The 22,923-nt window shown below is 74.1% G+C and carries 10 protein-coding genes; 2 read left to right on the forward strand and 8 right to left on the reverse strand.

Features of this window, described 5'->3' with window-relative positions:
* The first annotated feature begins 227 nt into the window (after nt 1-227).
* The gene (locus HZS56_RS10340) at nt 228-3,542 is read left to right on the forward strand and encodes a family 78 glycoside hydrolase catalytic domain (RefSeq protein WP_216720431.1); all 3,315 of its coding nucleotides are present in this window, start codon (nt 228-230) and stop codon (nt 3,540-3,542) included.
* A 50-nt stretch (nt 3,543-3,592) separates the two neighbouring features.
* Here the strand turns inward: HZS56_RS10340 and HZS56_RS10345 are convergent, their stop codons facing one another.
* Nucleotides 3,593-3,805 carry an MbtH family protein gene (locus tag HZS56_RS10345; protein WP_216720432.1) on the reverse strand — a complete coding sequence of 71 codons (213 nt, stop codon included), beginning with the start codon at nt 3,803-3,805 and terminating at the stop codon, nt 3,593-3,595.
* Nucleotides 3,806-3,902: 97 nt separating this feature from the next.
* Here HZS56_RS10345 and HZS56_RS10350 point away from each other — a divergent pair, with 97 nt between their 5' ends.
* A complete protein-coding gene (locus tag HZS56_RS10350; protein WP_216720433.1) occupies nt 3,903-4,997 on the forward strand; it encodes an alpha/beta hydrolase-fold protein in 1,095 nt (364 codons plus the stop codon).
* A gap of 63 nt (nt 4,998-5,060) precedes the next feature.
* Here the strand turns inward: HZS56_RS10350 and HZS56_RS39065 are convergent, their stop codons facing one another.
* The 7 genes from HZS56_RS39065 to HZS56_RS10380 form a co-directional block, all read right to left on the reverse strand.
* Nucleotides 5,061-5,138: a 50S ribosomal protein bL37 gene (locus HZS56_RS39065; RefSeq protein WP_370443954.1), complete on the reverse strand. Its 78-nt coding sequence runs from the start codon at nt 5,136-5,138 to the stop codon at nt 5,061-5,063.
* A 161-nt stretch (nt 5,139-5,299) separates the two neighbouring features.
* Nucleotides 5,300-7,000 carry an ABC transporter transmembrane domain-containing protein gene (locus HZS56_RS10355; protein WP_216720434.1) on the reverse strand — a complete coding sequence of 567 codons (1,701 nt, stop codon included), beginning with the start codon at nt 6,998-7,000 and terminating at the stop codon, nt 5,300-5,302.
* Entirely contained in the window at nt 6,990-17,912 is a 10,923-nt protein-coding gene (locus HZS56_RS10360; protein ID WP_216720435.1) for a non-ribosomal peptide synthetase, read from the reverse strand. Before HZS56_RS10360 ends, HZS56_RS10355 begins: the two co-directional genes overlap by 11 nt.
* Before the next feature lie 56 nt (nt 17,913-17,968).
* Complete coding sequence (locus tag HZS56_RS10365) at nt 17,969-19,756, reverse strand: ABC transporter ATP-binding protein (RefSeq protein ID WP_216720436.1); 1,788 nt, start codon at nt 19,754-19,756, stop codon at nt 17,969-17,971.
* Nucleotides 19,753-20,811 (reverse strand): iron-siderophore ABC transporter substrate-binding protein, encoded by a 1,059-nt coding sequence (locus HZS56_RS10370; RefSeq protein WP_216720437.1) that lies wholly within the window; start codon nt 20,809-20,811, stop codon nt 19,753-19,755. Before HZS56_RS10370 ends, HZS56_RS10365 begins: the two co-directional genes overlap by 4 nt.
* Before the next feature lie 85 nt (nt 20,812-20,896).
* Nucleotides 20,897-21,760 carry an ABC transporter ATP-binding protein gene (locus HZS56_RS10375; RefSeq protein ID WP_216720438.1) on the reverse strand — a complete coding sequence of 288 codons (864 nt, stop codon included), beginning with the start codon at nt 21,758-21,760 and terminating at the stop codon, nt 20,897-20,899.
* Between the two features lie 38 nt (nt 21,761-21,798).
* Nucleotides 21,799-22,923 (reverse strand): FecCD family ABC transporter permease (locus HZS56_RS10380; protein WP_374201117.1); only part of this gene is annotated, 1,125 nt, incomplete at its 5' end.

Raw genomic sequence — 22,923 nt, forward strand, 5'->3', positions numbered from 1 at the left:
GCCGGCAGACGGCACGGACGGGCTTCACCGGTCCCTCGCCCCACGTGTCACATGTCTTGATGCCCCGCACAGCACGTGCATAGGATCGTGACGAGAGTGGTTGAATCGTTTCAATCCCCTTCAGCACCCTTGTACGTCACTTGAGCGCACGTTGCATGTCCCTTCAGGCAGCCGGCGCGGGTCCACGCGCGGTTCGTTGCCGGCACGGCGAGCAAAGGCGGATACACATGACCCGGGGCACGACCGAGGGCTGGAACCGAAGAGTCTTCCTGCGTGGCGCCGTGGCGACCGCGGGCACCACCGTCGCCGCGCTGTCCGCCGGCGGCGCGGCCGCCGCAGCCGGGGCCGGGGCCGGGGCGAACCGGGAGGGGCCCCGGACCGACGCGGCCCACCGGGGACTCCGCGTGGTCCGCACCAGCGTCGAGTACGCGGAGAACCTGCTCGGCACGGACGTCGGACACCCGCGTCTGTCCTGGGAGCTGGCCGCTCCCGGGCACGGCGCCCGGCAGACCGCGTACCACATCCGCGTCACCAAGGACCCCGGCGGCCGGAGCGGGCGGGCCCACACGGTCTGGGACTCCGGCAAGGTCGCCTCCGACCGCAGCGTCGGCGTCCCCTACGGCGGCCCCGCGCTGCTCCCCCGCACCCGCTACCACTGGCAGGTCCGGGTCTGGGACGGCGACGGCCGGCGCTCCGGCTGGAGCGAGCTCCGCTGGTGGGAGACCACCCTGCCCGCCGACGGGTGGCGGGCCCACTGGATCGGCGCCGACGAGCCGCCCGCTCCGCCGTCCCCCGACGGCGCGTCCTGGATCTGGTCCCCCGGCGCGACCTCCTCCGACGCCCCGGAGGGCGAACGCCGGTTCCGCGCGACGCTCTCGCTGCCCGCGGGCTCGGCGGTGAAGCGGGCCGTGGTGACCGCGACGGCGGACGACGACTTCACCCTGTACGTCGACGGCGGCGAAGTCCTGCACGCGCCCCGGCAGACCGACGGCTGGCGCACCGGGCGTACCGCGGACGTCACGGCGGCGACGCGCTCGGCCGGGACGGAGGTCGTCGTCGCCGCGCTCGCCACCAACCGCCCCGGGGCCAGTGTGAACCCCGGCGGCCTCCTCGTCCGGTACGTCGTCGAGACCGAGGACGGTGCCGCCCGCGAACTGCGCACCGGGGACGGCTGGCGCACCACCGACGCGGCACCCGAGGGCTGGGAGCAGCCCGGGTTCGACGACAGCGGCTGGGACGCCGCCGCCGTCCTCGCCCCCTACGGCAAAGGCCCCTGGGCCAGCGGTGTCACCGTCACCGCGCCCGAACCGCCCGCACCGCTGCTGCGCCGTTCCTTCACCGTCCGGGGGCGCGTCGCCCGCGCCCGCCTGCACATCGGCGGACTCGCCTACTACGAGGCCCACATCAACGGCCGCCGCGTCGGCACCCAGGTCCTGGACCCGGGATTCACCGACTACGACGAGACGGTGCTGTACGCCGTCCACGACGTGACCGGCCTGCTGCGGCGCGGGGAGAACGCCATCGGCGTCACGCTCGGACGCGGCTTCTACGGCATGACGACGCCCAACGTCTGGAACTGGCACCGCGCCCCCTGGCACGGCGAGCCCCGCCTGCTCGCCCAGTTGGAGATCGACCACCCGGACGGGACCCGCACCACCGTCGTCTCCGACGACCGGTGGCGCCTGACCGAGGGCCCGACGCTGTCCAACTCCCTGTACGCCGGGGAGACCCACGACGCCCGGCTGGCGCCCGACGGGTGGACCCGGCCCGGGTTCGACGACTCGGGGTGGCGCGGGGCCGGCGTGCGCGAGGCCCCCGGCGGCACGCTGCGGGCGCAGCCGCACGATCCGATCGGGATCGTCGGCACCGTCCGCCCGGTCGCCGTCGAGGAGCTGCGCCCCGGGGTGTACGTCGTCGACATGGGCCGCACGCTGGCCGGGTGGACGCGGCTGACCGTGCGCGGAGCCGCCGGGGGCACGGTGGTCCGGCTCGTCCACGGCGAGAAGCTGAAGGACGACGGCAGCGTGCACGCCGAGACCGGGCACGTTCCCGGGCGCTTCCAGACGGACGAATACGTGTGCGCGGGCCGGGACAAGGAGGTCTGGGAGCCCTCCTTCTCCTACAAGGGCTTCCGGTACGTCGAGGTCCACGGCCTGTCCGCGCCTCCGGCGCCGGCGGACGTGCTGGGACGCCTGGTGCACTCGCGCGTCGACGAGACCGGGTCCTTCTCCTGCTCCGAGCCGTTCTACGAGTGGCTGGACCGGGCGATGCGGCGCACCGTGCTCAACAATCTGCACGGCATCCCCACCGACACCCCCATGTACGAGAAGAACGGCTGGACCGGCGACGCCCAGCTCGGCACGCCCGTCATGACGTACGCGTTCGGGATGCAGCGCTTCCTGTCGAAGTGGCTCGGCGACCTCGCCGACAGCCAGAACGGCGACGGCCGGCTCCCGGTGATCGTGCCCAGCGGCGGCTGGGGCTACGAGAACGCGGCGCCGTCCCCGGAGTGGACGACCGTGTACCCCTTCGTGGTCCGGGAGTTGTACCGCGTCTATGGGGACGACCGGGCGGCGCGCGACCACTGGGAGACCCTGACCCGGTACCTGGACTGGGAACTGTCCCGGCTGACGGACGGCCTGGCCGACACCGCGCTCGGCGACTACCTGGCCCCCGGGTACGGCGGCAACCCGCCCGAGGACACCCGCCTGACCGCCACGGCCTATCTGCACCGGGCGCTGCTGCTCACCGCGGAGCTGGGCGAGGAACTCACCGGACTGCCGGGGGACGAGGACCTCCCGGCGCGCTACCGGGTGGCCGCCCGGGGGCTGCGGGACGCGCTGAACGCCGAGTTCCTCGGCCCGGACGGTCACTACCGCACGGCCAAGGACCCGGACTACCGGCAGACGTCCAACGCGATACCCCTCGCCTTCGGGCTGGTGCCGCCGGGCGCCCGGGGTACGGTCCTGGACAGCCTGGTGGCGGACATCGAGGAGCGCGGCAACCATCTGAACACGGGCGCGCTGGGCACGAGCGTGCTGCTGCGGGTGCTGTGCGCGCACGGCCGGCCGGACGTCGCCCACGCCCTGGCCACCCAGACCACCTACCCGAGCTGGGGCCACTGGCACGACAACGGCGCCGACACCATGTGGGAGATGTGGCCGCTGGACTCCCGCTCCCGCGACCACTACTTCCACGGCACCGTCGCCCAGTGGCTGTACGAGAACGTGGCGGGGCTGCGGCCGGGCGACGCCGGTTACCGCACCTTCACCGTCCGTCCGGACGCGCGTACGGGGGTCGACTGGGCGCGGACCTCGATCCGTACCGTCCGCGGGGAGGCGTCCGCGGCGTGGTCCGCCGTGGGCGGGAAACTCCGGCTGACGGTACGGGTTCCCGTGGGATCGCGGGCGGAGGTCCACGTCCCGGTGGGCGAGGGGGCGCGCGCGACGGCGCCCCGCGGGGCGGAGTTCGTGCGGTCGGCGCCCGGCTTCGACGTCCACCGGGTCGGCCACGGCACCTGGGAGTTCACCGGGACCGCGTGACGTCCTCGCGCCTGCCACGGGCGGAGGGCGGCTCCGCCCGTGGCCGCGGGTCAGGCGTCGGCGGCCTCGGCGAGGGAACGGGGGCGCAGGTCCGTCCAGTTGGTCTCGATGAACTCGAGGCAGGCGTCGCGGCTGTTCTCCTCGAAGGCGACCGTCCAGCCCCCGGGGACCTCGGCGAAGGACGGCCAGAGCGAGTGCTGGCCCTCGTGGTTCACGAGGACCAGGAAGCGGCCGTCGGCGTCGTCGAAGGGGTTGGTGCTCATCCCGCTGCCTCCCGGGAGAATCAGGTTAGGCTCGCCTGATAATCACTGCAGTCGCCGAGCTTAGCCTTCTGGCTTTCCGCTCCACAAGGAGAGGTCGATGAGGTTGACGGGGGAAGCGGACTTCGCCGCGTTCGGACTGCCGGGAGTGCCCGGCACCGACGCCTTCTGGGCCACGGCGCGCACGCCCGCCTCGGTACCGGACGGCGACGGCTGGACGACCCTGTTCCTGCGCCGCGGTTCCGGGGCGGCGAGCATCGGCTTCGAGAGCTGGTCGGCGCCGGTGCCGCTGCGCAGGTGGGGCGAGACGGACTGCTGGTACGCCGAGGTACGCATGCCGCCGCGGCTGCGCGTGACCTACCAGTTCCTCGTGGGCGACGCGGCGTACGCCGATCCGTGCAACCCGGCGGGCGCGGGCGGCGACCGGTCCGTGGCCGCGACGCCGGACGCCCCGCCCCAGCCGCACTGGCCCGCCGTCGGCCCGGACGACGTCCTGCCCCTGCCCCGCACCCGGCTGCGCTGGGCGAGCGAGCGGCTCGGCGGGCGGCGTACCGTGCGGGTCCACGCGGTGGGCGGGGGCGGACCGGTGGTCCTGCTCCTCGACGGGGACGACTGGCTGTACCTCCACCCGGCGACGACCGCGTTCGAGTCGGCCGTGGTGAGCGGCGACCTGCCGCCGGTCACGCTCGTGTTCGTCCCGGCCAAGGACCGTGCGGCCGAGTTCGGGTGCCGGCCCGCGCTGTGGGAGGCGGTCCGGGACGAACTGCTGCCCCTCGTGGCCGGGAGCGGTGTCCGCGCGGACCCGGACCGGCTGGTGGTCGCGGGGCAGAGCCTCGGCGGGCTGAGCGCGCTGTACGCCGCTCTGGAGTTCCCCGGTCTGGTCTCGCGCGTGGCCTGCCAGTCGCCGTCGCTGTGGTGGTCGCCCGGGGCGGCCCGGTCGGCGGATCCGCTGGGCGGCCCGGCCGGCGGCGTTCTCGCGGAGCGCCTGCGCGGGCGGCCCGACCTGTCGGGGCTGCGGGTCGCCTTCGACGTGGGCGAGCACGAGACGCGGATGCTTCCGCACTGCGCGCTGGTGGAGGCGCTGACCGAGCAGGCCGGCGCGACGGTGCGGGTTTCGCGCTCGGCGTCGGGCCACGACCGGGCGGGCTGGCGGCACGCGCTGCTCCGTGACACCGCCTGGGCGCTGGCCCGCTGACCCGGCCCGGACACGCGTGGGGCGGGCGGCGACCGCCGCCCGCCCCACGCGCAGGAGACGTCCTCAGCTCTGGGGACGGCTGCCGTGGTTGGCACCGTTCTTGCGGCGGGCCTTCTTCTTGCGACGTCGCTTCGAGGACATCGAAACCTCCTTGCTGATCCGACTTCTGCCTGCTTTGCACCGGATTGTCGCCACCGGTGATCACAGAGCCCCTTTCCCGTCGGCGCGACGGCAAACATCCGGTACGGGTGCAACGCGTCACCCGCCTCCGAGGTCACCGGAGCGGGTCACCTGGTTCCTGGTCACCTGGTCACCGCGAGGCGGTACTCCTCGTCGTGGGCCAGGAGGTTGCGGTGGGTGTCCTCGGCGGTGACGACGCCGTCGTCCAGGACCAGGACGCGGTCGGCGGCGTCCAGCAGGGCGGGACTGGTGGTGATCACGAGGGTGGTGCGCCCGCGGCGCAGCTTGGCCACGTTGCGCGCGACGAGTTGTTCGGTGACCGCGTCGACGGCCGTGGTCGGGTCCCGCAGCACCAGGACGTCGGCGTCGGCGGCGAGTGCGCGGGCCAGCGAGAGCCGTTGGCGCTGGCCCCCGGAGAGGTTGGCACCGCGGTCGCGGACCGCGTAGTCGAGCCCTTCGCGGTGCAGGGCGACGACGTCGGTCAGCATCGACGCCTCGACGGCCTCCGGCACCGTGGTACTGGTGCCGGACGGGTCGATGTTCGTACGCAGGGTGCCCGCGAAGATCTCACCGTCGTACGGGTTGACCAGCAGGTGTTCGCGGACCGCCTCGACGTCCAGGTCCGCGAGGTCCCGGCCGCCGAGCCGCACCGCTCCCTCGTAGGCGTCCGGCGGTACGTGCAGCGCCAGGACCGCGGCGAGGTCGGCCGCGGCGCGCGGCCGGCGGGCGGCGACGGCGACGAACTCGCCGGCGGCCACCCGGAACCGCACCTTGCGCAGGGCCCCGTGCCGGACGCCGTCGACCTCCAGGCCGGTGTCCGCGGCCGGCCGGTCCGTGCCCGGCGTGGTCACCGGCGGCGCCGTCAGCACCAGCGCCATCCGCTCGGCCGAGGCCCGCGCGACCATCACGTACTTCGGCATCTCCGAGAACAGTTTCAGCGGCTCCATGATGAACTGCGCGAGCCCCACGGCCATCACGAGTTCGCCGATGTCGATCCGGCCCTCGAAGGCGAGCAGGCCTGCCGTCAGGGTCACCGCGGCGGCGAGGACCGCGTTGAGGACCAGCGCGGCGCCTGCGTAGGCGCCGCCCACCCGGGCGACGGTGACGGACTGCGCGCGCGCCTCGGCGCTGACCTTGCGGTAGGACCGGAACGCGGCGTGGTTGCCGCCGAAACCGTGCAGCGGGCGCAGCCCGGTGATCAGGTCGGCGACCTTCGCGCCCGCGCGGGCCACCCGGGCCTGCTGCTCGCGGGTGCTCGAGCCGATCCGCCGGGACATCACGCTCAGGACCGACAGGATCGCGACGGTCCCCACGAGGACCAGCGCGCCGAGCCGCAGGTCGGCGAGGCCCAGCGCGACCGCCGCGATCAGCACGGCGACGAGCGAGCTGATGAGCAGCGGCACCACCTCGATGATGTCGGCGGTCTGGTCGGCGTCCTCGGTGGCGACGGTCAGCACCTCGCCGGACTTGAGGTCGGTGTCGCGGGCGACCGGCTGGAGCCCGCAGGCCGCGACGCGCACCCTCCAGCGGTGCGCCTCGGTGGTGTTGGCCTTCTGCAGGATGCGCATGCCGAACCGCCACGACAGCGACACGGTCGTGATGATCACGGCCAGCGCGCCGATCGAGACGCCGAGCGAGCCGGGGCTCCGCTCCCGCATGGTGTGCTCGACGATCAGGCCGAGCGCGATGGGGAAGGCGGTCTCCCCGGCCTGGTAGAGGCCCATGAGCAGGGTGCCCCAGGCCATCGCGCCGACGTTGCGGCGCAGGGCGGTGCGCAGGATGCCGGACCCCTCGCGGGTCCGCTGCTTGTCATCAGTTCTCATCGAGGTGGCGGGCAATCGCTTCCGGGGTGCGCAGGGTGAACAGGTCGCGGATCGTGATCACTGGACCGTACTCCCGGCGGAGCAGTCCGGTCAGCCGTACCGCCAGCATGGAGTGCCCGCCGAGGGACACGAAGTCGCTCACCGCGCTCACCTCGTCGTCGTCCAGGTCCAGTGCCTCGGCGAAGAACTCGCACACCGTCGTCTCGGTCTCCGTCGCGGGACCGCGCTCCTCCGCCGTGGTCAGGGCGCCCAGCGGCTTGGCCTCCGGCAGCGCCCCGGTGTCGGCCTTCCCGTTCACGGTCAGCGGGATGGCGTCGACCCGGGCGTAGTGCGTGGGGCGCAGGAAGTCCGGCAGCGCGGCGCCCACTTCGGCGGCGACCGCGGCGAGGTCGGCGCCGTCCAGCACGAGGTAGGCGGCGAGCCGGTGGGCCCCGTCGACCTGCGGGTCGGGCTGGGCGAGGGCGGCGACGAACCGCACCGCCGGGTGTGCGGCGAACACGGCCTCGACCTCGCCGGGTTCGACGCGGTGACCGCGGATCTTGACCTGCTGGTCGGTGCGGCCCAGGTAGGTCAGGTTCCCGTCGGGACGGCGCGTCACCAGGTCGCCGGTGCGGTACATCCGCTCGCCGGGGGCGCCGAACGGGCAGGCGACGAAGCGGTGCGCGGTCTGCGCGGTCTGCCCGAGGTAGCCGCGGGCGATGCCGACGCCGGAGACGTACAGCTCGCCGGGGACGCCGTCGGGCAGTGGCCGCAGCCAGGGGTCGAGGACGTAGGCGTCCGTGTTGTCGATCGCGACGCCCACCACCGGGTCCGGGCACTCGAAGGTGCCGACGCCGAGGGTGTTGATGGTGTACTCGGTGGGTCCGTAGAGGTTGTAGCCGACGGTCCCCTCGGTCTCGGCGAGCCGCCGCCACAGCGCCGGGGTGACGGCCTCGCCGCCCAGCAGGACCAGCGCGGGCCGGCGCACGGGGTCGTCGAGCAGGCCCTCGGCGACCAGTTGCCGGGCGTAGGTGGGCGTCACGTTGACGACGTCGACGGCGTGCTCGGCGCAGTACTCGACCAACCGGGGTGCGTCGCGCCGCAGTTCCTCGTCGCAGATGTGCACCTCGTGGCCGTCGGCGAGCCACAGCAGTTCCTCCCACGACATGTCGAAGGCGAACGACACGGTGTGGGCGATCCGGAAGGTGCGGTGGCCGTGCCGGGCCAGGACCGGTTCGAAGATCCGGCGCCGGTGGTTGACCAGCATGTTGGTGAGCCCGGCGTACTCGGTCACCACGCCCTTGGGCCTCCCGGTCGAACCGGAGGTGTAGATGACGTACGCGGGGTGCCGCAGCCGGTGCGGGTCGTCCGGGGCGAACGTCACGTACGGCTCCGCCTCGGGCAGTGGGCGGTCCAGCTCGATCAGGTCGCCGGTGAGCCGGGGCGCGACCGCGCTGACGGTGAGCGTGACCTGCGGACGGGCGTCCGCGACGATCGCGGCGATGCGCTCGTCGGGGTGGTCCAGTTCCAGGGGCACGTAGGCGGCGCCGGTGCGCAGCACGGCGAACAGCGCCACGATCGAGTCGAGGGAGCGCGGCAGGGCGATGCCCACCGTCGTCTCCGGGCCGATGCCGCGCCGGACCAGTGCGCCCGCCACCGCGCGGCTGCGGTCGCGGAGTCCGGCGAAGGTCAGGGCCGTGCCGTGGGCGACGAGCGCCACCCGCCGCGGGTCGCGGTCGGCGGCCCGGTCGAAGCGGTCGACGACCGTGTCCGTGCCGAAGCCGGTGCGTTCGCCGGGAACGGGGGCGGGCGCCGGGCCCGGCAGGGCGCCGACGGGCCCGTCGGCCGCGGCGAGGTCGTCCAGGACGCGGAGGTAGTCGTCGAGGAGGCGCCGGGCGCGGGCGGTGTCGTGGTCGCGGTGCTCCAGCTTGACGGTGAGCCGGTCGCCGGGGGTGACGACCCAGGTGAACGGGTAGTGCGTGGAGTCCTCGGCGTGTACCGAGGTGATGCCGTGACGGGCGTTCATCTCGGCGAAGGCGTCCGGATCGAGGAAGTTCTGCAGCACGAAGAGGTTGTCGAACAGCGTGTCGTGTCCCGCGGCGCGCTGGATCTCGCCGAGCCCGAGGTGCTCGTGCTCCATGGCCTCGACCCGGGCCGCCTGCACGGCGGTCAGGTAGGCGCGGACGGTGTCGTGCGGCCGGGCCCGCGTCCACAGCGGCACGGTGTTGAGCAGGACGCCCACGACGCCGGAGGCGCCCTCGCCCTCCCGTCCGGAGACGGTCACGCCGAACACCGCGTCGGCGCGGCCGGTGTGTGCGCCCAGGAGGAGCCCGAACGCGCCGGTCAGTACCGAGTTCAGGGTGACCCCGTGCGTTCTGGCCGCCTCCCTCAGCCGCTGGGACCGGGCGGCGGTGAGGGTGTGGACGAGGGCGCGCGGCAGGTCGCCGGAGAGGGACGGTTCCGGTCCGGCCAGCAGGGTCGGTCCGGGCAGACCGGCCAGGTGCCCGGCCCAGAAGCGTTCGGCGGCGGCCGGGTCCTTCGCGGCGAGTGCCCTGGCGTGGTCCTCGAAGGAGGGCGTGGCCGGGGTCGCGTCGAGCGGTGTGCCCGCGAGGATGTTCTCGTAGGCGTCGAACAGGTCCCGCAGTACCGTCTCGCGCGACCAGCCGTCCCACAGCAGCAGGTGGTAGCTGAGCAGCAGGCCGTCGCGGTCGCCGGGCAGCCGCACCACGGTCAGCCGGACCAGGGGAGGATCGCCCGGGTCGAAGCCCGTGTCGCGGTCCGCGAGACGCAGGGCCTCGGCCTCGGCGTCCGTGGCCGCCCGGACCGTGCGGACCGCGACGCGCCGGCCGGCGGCGAGGACCTGGACCGGGTTGCCGTCGTCGTCGGTGGTGAAGCCGGCGCCCACGACCGGGTGCCGGGCGATCACGTGGGCCATGGCGTCGGCCAGCGCCCCGGTGTCCAGGCGCCGTTGGAGGGTGAACCAGCTCTGGGCCACGTAGTGCCCGGTCGGTCCCGTCAGCTGGGACTGGAAGTACAGGCCCCGCTGGAGGGGGGTGACCGGTGCCGTGCGCTCGGCCGTGCCGGCGGTGTCCGCGAGCTGCTCCAGGGCGGCCAGCCAGTGCGCGGTGAGGGTGTCGGGGACGCCCTCGGCGAGGGTGAACACGGCGTGCAGGCTGCCCGTGGCCGCGTCGGTCCAGGCGTTCACCTCGACGGCGTACGGACTGCTCCGGTCGCCGCTCGCCAGGTGCGGGGCGTCGGACTCGGCGCCCCGGCCGAGGTAGTTGAACAGCACCTGCGGGTGGGCGGTGAGCAGCGGGGCGGTCTGCGGGTTGAGGTATCTGAGCAGGCCGTAGGCGACGTGCTCGCGCTCGTCCGGGAGGCGTTCGGCGGCCTCGCGCGCCGCGGCGAGCGGGTCGGTGTGCGGGGTCAGGCGTACGGGCGCGATCGCGGTGAACCAGCCGACGGTGCGGGTGTAGTCGTGGTGTCCGGCGGCCGGGACCCGGCCGTGCCGCTCCAGGTCGACCGCGAGGTCGGTGGGCGCCGGCTGGACGCGCGTCAGCGCGGTGCGCAGCGCGCCGCACAGCAGTTCGGTGAGGCCAACGCCGAGTGCGGTGGGCGCGGTACGGGTCAGGCGGTCGCTGGTGCCGGGGGCGAGGACGGCCGTCCTCTCGCGCAGTCGCCCGGCCCGGGGCAGCGGGGTGGGGGCCCGGAGCACGGTGGTCCAGTGGCCGAGGCCGGCGACCGCGTGGGCCGCCCGCCGCGTCAGTTCCTCGGCGTACTCGGCGTAGGAGGTGGTCGGCGGCGGCACGGGCGTCCCGCGCAGGGCTCCGGCCAGGTCGTCCAGCAGGATCAGCCAGGAGACCGCGTCGACGGCGAGGTGGTGCACGGTGACGACCAGGGTGCGGCTCGCCTCGAGCCAGCTGAAGGCGGCGACGTCCCCGGCCTCCGGGTCGAGGCGGGCCGCGGCCGCGTCGGCGGCGGCCGCGGCGTCGGTGCCGACGGCCCGGGCGACCGTGACCTCGCGGTGGGCCTCCGTCCGCAGGGACCAGACGCCGTGGTCGACGTGCAGGCGCAGCCGGAGTGCCGGGTGCGCGGCCACCACGGCCCGCGCGGCGCGCTCCACGTCGGCGAACCCGGTGCCCTCGGGGGTCTGCACCGTCCTGGCCTGGGCGAACCGGGCGAGCGGGCCGCCCAGTTCGCGTTGGCGCAGGACGATGGGCGTGGGCGGCAGCGGGCCGTCCGCTCGGCGGGCGGGCGCGGCCGCCGGGGCCTGCGGTGTCCTTGCGGCGAGGTGCTCGGCGAGTGCGCGCGGTGTCCTCAGCAGGAAGACGTCCCGGGGTGTGAGGGGCAGGCCGAGCGCCCGGGCGCGGTTGATGAGGGTGATGGCGACGATGCTGTCGCCCCCGGCGGCGAAGAAGTCGGTGCCGGCGTCCGGTGCGGAACCGGGCAGTGTCTCGGCGAAGACGCGGAGGACCGCGCCGAGGGCCGTCCGCGCGTCGGGGGCTGCGGTGCCGGGAGGCGCCTCGGCCGCCGTCCCCCCGGTCCGGGGGGTCTCGGTGGCGCGCTGGACGAGGGCCTCGCGGTCGAGTTTGCCGTTGACCGTCAGCGGGAGGGCGTCCGCGGACAGCAGCCGGCCCGGGATCATGTGGGCGGGCAGCCGTGCCGACAGCAGGGCGGTGAGGTCGCCGGGCACCCGGCCCACGACGTGCGCCACCAGGTGGTCGCCGGTGTCCGCGACGGTGACGGCCGCGTCCCGCACCCCGTCGAGGTCGCGGAGGGCGGCCTCCACCTCGCCCGGCTCGATGCGGTAACCCTTCAGCTGAACCTGGTCGTCGGCGCGTCCGGCGAACCGCAGTTCGCCGTCGGGGGTGCGGCGGGCGAGGTCGCCCGTGTGGTACATCCGTGAGCCGTCGCCCGCGAACGGGTCGGCCACGAACCTGCCCGCGGTGAGCCCGGGTCTGCCCAGGTAGCCGAGGGCCACCTGGTCGCCCGCGACGTAGACGGCGCCCACCCGTCCCGGCGGCACCGGCCTGAGCCGGTCGTCGAGCAGGTGGGTGGTCAGGCCCGGGACGGGAGGGCCGATCGGGGCCGCGTCGTCGCCTGGCTCGAAGTCCGCGTCGGTGAACACCCGGTGGGTGACGTGGACGGTGGTCTCGGTGATGCCGTACATGTTGACCAGCTCGGGCGTGGCGGTGCCGTGCCGTTCGACCCATCCGCGCAGTCGCCCGAGGTCGAGCGCCTCACCGCCGAAGATGATCCGGCGCAGCGCGGGCAGCGGTTCACCGGCGTGCCGGTCGGCCTCGGCGAACTGGTGGAAGGCCGAGGGCGTCTGGTTGAGCACGGTCACCCCGCGCTCGCGGACCAGCCGGTGGAAGTCGACCGGGGACCGGGTCAGCGCGTACTCCGGCACCAGCAGCTCGCCGCCGTGGACCAGCGCGCCCCACAGCTCCCAGACCGCGAAGTCGAAGGCGAAGGAGTGGAACTGGACCCACACGTCGTCCGGTCCGAACCCCATGTCCGCCCGGGTGTTGGCAAGCAGGGTCACCACGTTGGAGTGCGGGACCACGACGCCCTTGGGGCGGCCGGTCGAGCCGGACGTGTAGATCACGTAGGCGGGATCGTGCGGGCCCGCGGTGGCCACGGGCCCGGTGCCGGCCGCCGGCGTCGGAACGTCGCCCTGCACCAGCACGCGGGCCGGTACGTCCGCCCGCGCCAGCAGCCGTGCGAAGCGTGCGTGTTGCTCCCGGTCCACGAGGACGACCTGCGGGGCGGCGTCGGCGAGGACGTACTGCAGCCGTTCGTCGGGGTGGGCCGGGTCGAGCGGTACGTACGCCCCGCCCGCGCCGGCCACGGCGGCCAGGGCGACGACCTGCTCGACGGAGCGCGGGACGGCGACGGCGACCAGCCTGCCGGGCGCCACGCCGGCCGCGCGCAGGACCGCGGCGAGCGCGTCCTTGTCCCGGGCCAGCTCCCCGTAGGTCAGGGAGCGGGTGGTGCCGTCCAGGGAGCACTGGGTGACGGCGGTGGCGGCCGGGTCGCGGCGCGCGGCCGCGTCGAGGAGGTCGCCCAGGGTCGCGCGGGGCACGGGCGCCGCGGGCCGGGTGCCCGGGGACGTGAGGGTGCCGGCGGGTGTGTCGGGTCCGGTGAGCAGGGCGGTGAGGTTCCGGGTGAAGGTGTGCAGGATGTTCTGGACCTGTGCCTCGCGCAGCAGTCCGGCGTCGTGGACGGCGTTGAAGCGCGGGGCGCCGTCGGGGGTGCGCTCGACGACCAGGGTCAGCGGGTAGTGCGGGGCGCCCTCGTTGACGATGCCGGTGACGGCCAGGGTGTGGCCGGGTTCCCGCAGTGCGCGGACGTCGGTGGCCACGTCAAACACCACCAGGGTGTCGAAGAGGGGGCCGGTGCCGGCCTGCCGGGCGATGCGCGCCAGTGAGACGTGCTGGTGGGGCAGGACGGCGCTGTGGTGGGCCCGTACCGAGGCGAGCAGTTCGGCGGCGGTCGTCTCCGCGCTCCAGCGGACCCGCACCGGGACGGTGTTGATGAGCAGGCCGACCATGTCCTCGATGCCGGGCACGTCCGCGTCCCGGCCGGAGACGGTGGACCCGAAGACGACGTCGTCGCGGTGCAGGATGCCGCCGAGGGTGAGGGCCCAGGCGGTGTGCACGGCCACGCTCAGCGGCACTCCGGCCGCGCGTGCGGCCGCGTCGACGTCGGACCCGGCCGTCACGGCGGTGTCCGCGAACCGGTCGGAGGGGGTGTGGCCCTCGGCGATCAGTGCGGGTCCCGGCAGGCCGGCGAGTTGCTCGCGCCACACCCGGTCGCCCACCCCGCCGTCGGCCGCGGCGAGCCGGCGCACGTGCTCGGGGAACCCGCCCAGCGGACGGACGGACCCCGGCCGGTGGTACTCGGCCAGCAGGGTGCGCAGCATCGGCGGCACCGACCAGCCGTCGGCGACGATGTGGTGCACGGTCTGCACCAGCAGGTGCCGGCCCGCTCCGGAGCGGACGAGGGTGTAGCGCATGAGGGGGCCGGCGGCGAGGTCGAATCCGGCCCGGCGGTCCCGCTCGGCCAGGTCGTGGATCTCCTCGTCGGTGATGCCGGGGCGGTCCAGCACGGTGAAGGGCGCGTGGTGGCCGCTCTCCAGTACGGAGACCACGCGGCCGTCGGCGAGGGCCGTGAAGCGTGCGGCCAGGTTGGGGTGGAGTGTCAGCAGGCGGGTGGCGGCCGCGGCGAGCCGTTCGGCGTCCACGTCGCCTTCCAGGGTGAGCAGTTGCTGCTCGACGTAGCTGCCGGCGGCCTCGTCGTCGTAGACGGAGTGGAAGTACAGGCCCTCCTGCAGCGGGGTGAGCGGGAGGATGTCGCGCAGGGCGGGGCCGTCCAGGTCGTCGACGTCGGCCTGGGTGAGTCGCAGCGGGCGGAAGTCGCTGGGCGAGTGGCCGCCCCGCTCGAGCGCGGCCAGTCCGGTCAGCGCGTCCTGGAAGTACCCGGTGAGCGTCGTGGCGTCCTGCTCGGTGAACACGCCCCCGGGCCAGGAGACGGTGGTGACCAGCCGGTACCGGCCGTCGGGGCCGGGTTCGGCGACGGCGTTGAACTCCAGGGCCCTGGGCAGGCGCATCGCCGGGTCACGCTTCTCGCCCAACTGTGCCGTGCTCTCGGCCCGTTGCCAGTCCCCCGGCGCTCCCGCGCCGAAACGGCCGAGGTAGTTGAAGAGCACCTGAGGGGCCGGTGCGTCGAACGCGACCCGGTTCAGGTGGCGCAGGGCGCCGTAGGAGATCCCGTTGTCCGGTACGAGCGCGAGGTCCTCCTTCACCGCCTGGAGCGCGGTGGTGAGGTACCCGGGTGCGGTGAGGTCGGGTGCGGTGCCGGGGTCCACGGTCACCGGGAACAGGGTGGTGAACCAGCCGACGGTACGGGAGAGTTCCGGCTCGAATCCGGCGGACGGCGCCACGAACCCCGGCTCTCGGCCGTGGCCCTCCAGTTCGATGTGGGCGAAGGTCTGGTCCTGGCCGAGGTCGCGGCGCCACCGGGCGAGGGTGACGGCCAGGGCGGTCAGGAGTACGTCGTTGACGCTCGCGTGGAACGCCGCGGGGACCGGGCCGAGGAGTGCCGCCGTGGTCGCGGCGCCGGTCTCGACCGTCCGGGTCCGCTCCCGTGCGACGGTGTCGTCCGCGGTGAGCGGGCGCCGGCCCACCGGCTCGTCGGCGGCGGGCAGCGGGCGCCGGAAGTACGCGCCGTCCGCGTCGGACGCGGCGCGCTCCAGGAGCTGGGTCCAGCGGCGGAACGACGTCCCTGTCACGGGGAGTTCGACCGGTGCGCCGGAGGTGAGGTGCCGCCACGCCGTGGCGAGGTCCTCCATGAGCACCCGCCAGGACACCCCGTCGATCACCACGTGGTGGACGACCAGGACCAGTTGGTGTGCCGCACGGCGCCAGACAGCGCGCAGCATCACGCCGCCCACCGGGTCGAGTGCCCCGGTGGCGAGGGCGGTGCAGGCGTCGAGCGGCCGGTCGCTGCCCTGCCAGTGCCGCCGCTCGGGCGACTCCTCGGGGATGTCGAAGCCCCACCGGTCGCCGCGCACCAGGCGGGCGCGCAGCACGGGGTGGCGGCGGACCAGGGCGGCGAGGATCTCGTCGAGGGCCTCGGCGGTCAGGGCGGCCGGGGTGTTGAGCACGACCGACTGCACGAAGCCGTCGACGGCGTCGGTGGTTTCGCCGAGCCACTGCACGACGGGCGGTCCCACGACGGCGCCGGTCGGGACGTCGCGGTGGTCGACGGCGGTGGTGTCCTCGCGGCTCGCCACCGCCGCCAGCGCCGCCACGGTGCTGTGGGTGAAGATCTGCCGTGCCGTGACGTGCAGGCCGGCGTCGCGCAGGGCGCTCAGCAGGGAGATGGCGAGGATGCTGTCCCCGCCGAGCCGGAAGAAGTCCTGGTCGGCTCCGACCTCGTCCAGTTGCAGGACCGCCGCGACCGCCGTGCAGACGGCGCGTTCGGCCTCGGTGGCCGGGGGGACGGCCGCGGGGACGGCGGCGGCGGGCTCGGGCAGTGCGTGCCGGTCGAGCTTGCCGTTGGCGGTGAGGGGGAAGGAGTCCAGCACCACGACGTGGGCGGGCACCATGTACTCCACCATGTGCTCGGCCGCCCAGGCCTTCACCTCGTCGGCCCGCAGGTTCCCGTGTCCGGCGGCGGGGATCACGTATCCCACCAGGTAGGTGCCGCCCGCCGTGTTCTTCTTGGCGACGACGCAGGTGTGGCGGACGCCGGGGTGCTCGGCGAGGCCGGCCTCGACGTCCTCGATCTCCAGCCGCATGCCGCGGATCTTGATCTGGTTGTCGGCCCGGCCGAGGAAGTCGAGGGAACCGTCGGGGGCGAAGCGGGCGAGGTCGCCGGTCCGGTAGAGCCGGGAGCCGTCGTTCGCGAAGGGGTCGGCGACGAACCGGGACGCCGTCAGGCCGGGCGCGTTCACGTAGCCGCGGCCCAGCAGGAAGCCGCCCGCGTACAGTTCGCCGCCGACGCCGACCGGGACCGGGCGCAGCTCGTCGTCCAGGACGTACAGGCGGGTGTTGGGGTTGGCGCGGCCGATGGACGTCGACAGGCGTTCGGCGGCGCCCCGGTAGACGACGTGGGAGACGCCGATGGTCGTCTCGGCGGGTCCGTAGCCGTGGTACAGGGGAATGTCCAGCCGGGTGCGGAAGCGCTCGTACAGCTCGGGGGTGAGCACTTCGCCGCCGCACCACACGTGGCGCAGGCTGTCCAGGCGACCGGTGTCGCCCGCCATCTCCAGGAGGACGTCCAGCATGGAGGAGACCAGGTAGGTGAACGTGACGCGCTGCTCGGCGATGACGCCCAGCAGGTGCTGGGGGTCGCGTTCGCCGCCCGGGCGCAGCACCACGAGCCGGGCGCCGCAGACCAGGGGCAGGAAGATCTCGTTGATGGAGATGTCGAAGGAGAGCGGCGCCTTGAACAGCGACGTGTCGTCGTGTCCGAAGCCCAGGACCTCGTGGACCTGCCACAGCAGGCGTTCGCTGATCGCCTCGTGACGGATCATCGCGCCCTTGGGGCGTCCGGTGGATCCGGAGGTGAAGATGACGTAGGCCAGGGCGTCGCCCCGGACGGTGAGTGCGGGCCCTTCGGCGGGAAGGCCGCCGTGCCGCCAGTCGCCGAGGCCGACGGGCACGGCCTCCGGTTCGCCCGCGGCGTGCTCGCCGGAGTCGTTGAGCTGTACGGCGACGCGGGCGTCCTCGACGACGACGGCCCGGCGTCCGGCGGGCCAGTGCGGGTCGAGCGGGACGAAGGCGCAGCCGGCCCGGAGCACGCCCAGCAGTGCGACGACCATGTCGGCACAGCGTTCGAGGGAGATGCCGACGACCTGTTCGCCGGTGAGGCCGCGGGCGCGCAGCCGGTGGGCCAGCTGGGCCGAGTACACGCTCAGTTCCCGGTACGTCAGCGTGCGCCGCTCGTCGACGACGGCCACGGCGTCCGGCCGGGCGTGCGCCTGCCCGAGGAACATCTCGACCAGGGTCGGGCGCTCCCGGTCGACGTCGGTGTCGTTCCACCGGGCCAGGTTCTCCAGCCGTGCTCCCGGGCTCCCGGGGCCGATGGTGCCCAGGGGGCGGTCCGGGAAGTCGGCCAGGTCGTCGAGGGCGAGCTGCGCGTCGTACGGCACGACGCCCTCCGGCAGGGTGATGGTCCGGCCGTCCGCGGCGACGTGCCAACCGCCGGGCGCCTCACCGCCGTTGTCGGCCCAGGCGAGCACGTCGCCGAAGAGGGTGGCAGGGGTGAGGTCGAGACCGGCGGGGCTCTGCCCCGTCGCCCAGTACGACAGCCCGATGGCGCACGCCGTGGCGAGGGCGGCGTCGCCGTGGTCGCCGGTCCGCCGGCGCAGGTCGGTGAGGTGCCGGGAGGAAAGCAGTACGTGACGAGCGGTCGGTTCCGTCATCGAAGACTCAACGCCCTTCCAGGGAATGAACGCGGGCCAATACAAGTAAGGCTTGCCTAACTACCCTCGCGCCAAGCGCGCCACAGCCGGGCGTACCGACCGCCCAGAGCCACCAGCTCCTCGTGCGTCCCCTCCTCCACGACCCGTCCGGCGTCCAGGACGGCGATCCGGTCCGCCGCCATGGCCTGGGTCAGCCGGTGCGCCACGAACAGCGTGGTCCGGCCCGCACAGGCGGCCAGTACCGCCCGTTCCAGTTCGGCGGCGCCCTCGCTGCCCGCCTCCGCCGTGGACTCGTCCAGCACCACCACCGGCGACCGGCTCAGGACGAGCCGGGCGAGGGCGACCTGGGCGACCCTGGTCGCGTCGAGGCGCTCGCCGCCCTCGCCCACCAGGGTGTCCAGTTGGCCGGGCAGGGTGTCGAGCCATCCCCCGGCGCCGACGGTGCGCAGCGCGTCCGTGAGTTCGGCGTCACTCGCGCCCGGAGCGGCCAGCCGCAGGTCGTCGCGGAGCGGGCCGGAGAACACGTGCGTCTCCTGGGTCAGGATGCTCACCAGCGCCCGCGCCCCGGCCTCGTCCAGTCCGGCCAGGTCGGTCGGCCCGACGCGCACCGACCCCGACTGGGGTCGCCCGGTGCCCGCGACCAGCGCCGCCAGGGTCGTCTTGCCCGCGCCCGTGGCACCGACCAGGGCCAGCGAACCGCCCGCCGGGATGGTGAGGTCGATGTCCCTGAGGACCGGTTCCCCGGCACCCGGGTAGGTGAACGTCAGCCCCTGGACCGTCACCGGGTGGGCGCCGGCCGCGGCCGGGGGCGCGGAGACGTCGCCCACGAGGCGGTCCTGCGTGTCCTCGCCGAGCACGCCGACCAGCCGGGTCAGACTGGCCCCCGACTTCTGCGCCTCGTCGAAGGTGAACATGATGGCGCCCAGCGGGGTGAACAGCCGGTGGAAGAGCAGCGGGGCCGCCGACACCTCGCCCAGTGTGGCGGCGTCGGCCTCCAGCAGCGCGTAGCCCACCAGGAGGATGAGGGTCAGCCCGATGAACTCCGCGCGGTTCTCCCTGCCGACGAAGCGGCCGAAGAACCGGAACACCTCGATGCCGAGGTCGCGCACCCGCCACGACTCGCGGGTGACCTGCTCGCGGAAGGCACCCTCCAGCCGGTACGCCCGGACCGTGTCGATGCCGTTGAGGCCGCTGATCAGTGCCTGCGCGCGGTCGGCCTGGGCCATCCGCTGCTTCTGGTAGAGCGGGGCCGAGCGCGGGAGGTACCAGCGCAGGGCCAGGGCGTACGCGGGCAGCGCGCCGGCGCCCGCCAGGCCGAGGCGCCAGTCGAGTCCGAACATGCCGGCCGTGGCGATGGCGACGAGCACTCCCGCCGAGAACACCGTGGGGACGGCGGTGCGGATGCCCTTGGAGATCACGGCGACGTCGTCGCCGACCCGGGACAGCACGTCGCCGCGGCCGACCTCTTCGACGCGTGCGCTGGGCATGCCGAGGACCGCGCGTACGGCGCCCTCGCGCAGCCGGGCGAGGAGGTCGGCGCCCAGCCGTCCGACGAGGTAGGTCGACACCGCGGTGGCCGCGGCGCCGAGCAGCGCGGCGGCCACCATCAGGGCCCCGACGGTGACCAGCACGGACTGCGACTCGCCGCCGACCACGGCGTCGACCACCCGGCCGAGCAGGAGCACCGGCAGCACCTGGAGGGCCGCTCCGGCCACCGTGGTGAGCACGGTGGCCGTGGTCAGCCAGGGCGCCTCGCGGCAGTGTGCCGCCACCCAGCGGGCGGCCTCGCGTCCGGTGGCCGTGCGCAGGACGGCCGGGGCGGGGGGTGTGCCGGTGAGGCTCACCCCTGCCCGGCCGACTTGACGAGTTCGTCGATCGCGTACGGCATGGACAGGAGCGTGCCCTGGGAGATGGCCGCGCCGACGGCCGGCCCCTCACTGTCCAGCAGGTAGGAGACCTTGCCGTTCTTGACGGCGTCCAGGTTGGTGAAGAGCTCGAACTTCTTCAGCGCCTCCTGGTCCGCCCTGTCGTTGATGACGAAGATGCGGTCGACGTCGACCAGGTCGACGCGTTCGGGGGAGAGCGTGGTGTAGAAGTCGCCGCCGGCGACCTTGTCGATCTCGGTCTGGTACTGGTAGCCGATGCCGGTCAGCAGTCTGCCGCGCACGTCGGTGGAGGTGAACGGCGCGACCGAGTCCTTGTACCAGGAGAGCGCGACGGCCGTCTGGTCGGCGAACTCGGGGTGCGCCTTCTTGGCCGCGGCGAGCTTGCCCTCGATGTCGGCCACCATTTTCTCGCCCTCGTCGGCCTTGCCGAGCGCCTTGGCGATGTGCAGCGCGTTGTCCTGCCAGGGGGCGCTGAACGGCTCCTTCTCGGCCTTGGTGCGCGCCACCGTCGGCGCGATCTTCGAGAGCTTGTCGTAGGCGGCCCGGTCGATCTCGGAGTAGACCGCGACGATCAGGTCGGGGCGCAGGGCGGCGATCTTCTCGATGTTGGGTCCCGAGTCGCCGTTCTCCATGACGACTTCGGGCCTGCTGTCGCCCCACTTGTCCTTGACCCAGGGCCACTGGGTGTTGACGTCGGGGCTCCGGCCCGCGGGGTTGGGGTACTGGTCGACCATGCCGACGGGTTTGATGCCGAAGGCCAGGACGGTCTGGTCGTCGGTGTAGCCGACCGAGACGACCCGCTCGGGCGCCTCCTTGACCTCGGTGGTCCCGAAGGCGTGCTCCACGGTGACCGGGAAGGCGCCGCCGCCGGTGGAGCCCGCGCTGCCGGCCCCGTCCGCCGGGTCGTCCGAGCCGGAACCGCACCCCGCGAGGAGGCCGACGCCGAGTGCGGCGGCGGACAGGGCCGCCGCCAGGCGTCGCCAGGGCGTCGTACGCGTCGTTCTGAGGAGCATCCGGGGTCCCTTGCTGTCGCGCCGTCCACTGCGCCCCGTCTGAGGGCAGCAAACCTTATCGCGCCCGAGTGAGGTTAGCCTACCCTCACTTCGACAACTGTGGGTCCGCCCGGTCGAGTTCCACGTGGGCGCGTCCGATCGGCACGATCAGCGGCCGGTCCCCCACCGGATCGTCGATCACCTTGGCCCGCAGACCGAAGGCCTCCAGCAGCAACTCGGCGGTCACCACCTCCCGCGGGTGTCCCTGCGCGAGGACCGCCCCGTCCCGCATCACGACGAGGTGGTCGCTGTAGCGCGTGGCGAGGTTGAGGTCGTGCAGCACCATGACGACCGTGCGGCCGGACTCGTGCAGGTCGTCCACCAGGTCGAGCACGTCGACGGCGTGCGCCAGGTCGAGGTAGGTGGTGGGCTCGTCGAGCAGCAGCAGGTCGGTGCCCTGGGCGAGGGTCATCGAGATCCAGACGCGCTGCCGCTGGCCGCCGGAGAGCGAGTCGACCGGGCGGTCCGCGAGGTCGGACACCCCGGTCATGGCCAGCGCGCGCCGCACCACGTCGACGTCGTCCGAGGACCACTGGCGCAGCCAGCTCTGGTGCGGGTGGCGGCCCCGGGCGACCAGGTCGGACACGGTCAGGCCGTCGGGGGCGACGGGCGCCTGGGGCAGCAGTCCCAGCTTCTTCGCCACGTCCCGGGTCCTGAGCGTGCCGATGTCCTCGCCGTCCAGCACGACCGATCCCCCGGTCGGCTTCAGCAGCCGGGACAGGGTCCGCAGCAGGGTCGACTTGCCGCAGCCGTTGGGGCCGATGATCGTGGTGATCACTCCCGGCGGGACCGACACGTCGAGCCCGTCGATGACGGGCCGAGCGCCGTATCCGACGGTGACCCCTCTGGCGGCCAGCCGCGGGACACCGCCGACCGGCGTTTCGACCTCCGTGACGGACCGAGCGACCACAGTGCCCCCTAGGCTAGGCTCGCCTTACTTTGTATCAGCTAACCGCGGTTCGCCCGTACCAGCAGATACACGAGGAACGGACCGCCGATCGCGGCGGTGACCACTCCGACCGGCAGCGAGACCGGCAGCACCGTGCGCGCGACGAGGTCGGAGCCGGTCAGCAGCAGCGCCCCCACCAGGCCGGAGGCCGTCAGCGGCGGCGTCGGGCAGCGCGCGAGCCGCATCGCCACCTGCGGGGCCACCAGCGCGACGAACGGCACCGGACCGGCCGCGCTCACGGCGACGCCCGCCAGCAGGACGGCGCACAGCAGCAGGACCGCGCGCACCGCCGAGTAGCGGACGCCGAGTCCGGCGGCGACGTCGTCGCCGAGGTGCATCGGCTTGAACTGGAAGGCCACCGAGGACACGACGACCAGCAGGGCGAGCGTGCACCACAGCGCCACCCGCACCTCGTCCCAGGAGCGGTTGTCGAGCGAGCCGACCAGCCACGCCTGGGCGCGGGCCACGTCCCTGATGTCGGCGGTGACCAGCAGCCAGGTCGTGATCGCCTGCATCACGGCGGTCACCGAGATGCCGATCAGGATCAGCCGGAAGCCGTCGATCCCCCGGCGCCACGCCAGCGAGTAGACCAGCAGTCCGGTGCCCAGACCGCCCGCGAGGGCCGCCGCCGACAGCCCCACGGAGCTGACGACGGCCGTGGCGGCGCCGCCCGACACGGTCACGAGGAACACGGCGACCGCGCCCGCGCCGCTGGTGATGCCGAGGACGTCGGGGCTGGCCAGCGGGTTGCGCGCGAGGGACTGGGTGAGCGCGCCGGACACCCCGAGGGCCACGCCGACGACGACTCCCGCCAGGGCGCGGGGCATCCGCAGGTCCATGATGACGAATGCGTCGACCTGTTCGCCGCGGCCGAGGAGGGTGGCGACGACCCGGGGCAGGCCGATGGGGAAGTCCCCGACGCCGATCGACACGCAGAACACCAGGAAGGCCGCGGCCGCCAGCAGCAGCGTGACGCCCGCGACCCAGGGCCGCCACACGAGGGACAGGGCGCCCAGCCGCACACCGGGCGCCACCCGCGCTGCCGCGCCGGTGCCGCCCGGGTCCACCGGCGCCCTCGTGTCCGGCCCGCCCGCCCTCGCCGTCGCTCCGCCCGGCCCCACGTC

The organism is Streptomyces mayonensis (assembly GCF_018982965.1).
In the GTDB taxonomy this organism is placed as follows: domain Bacteria; phylum Actinomycetota; class Actinomycetes; order Streptomycetales; family Streptomycetaceae; genus Streptomyces; species Streptomyces mayonensis.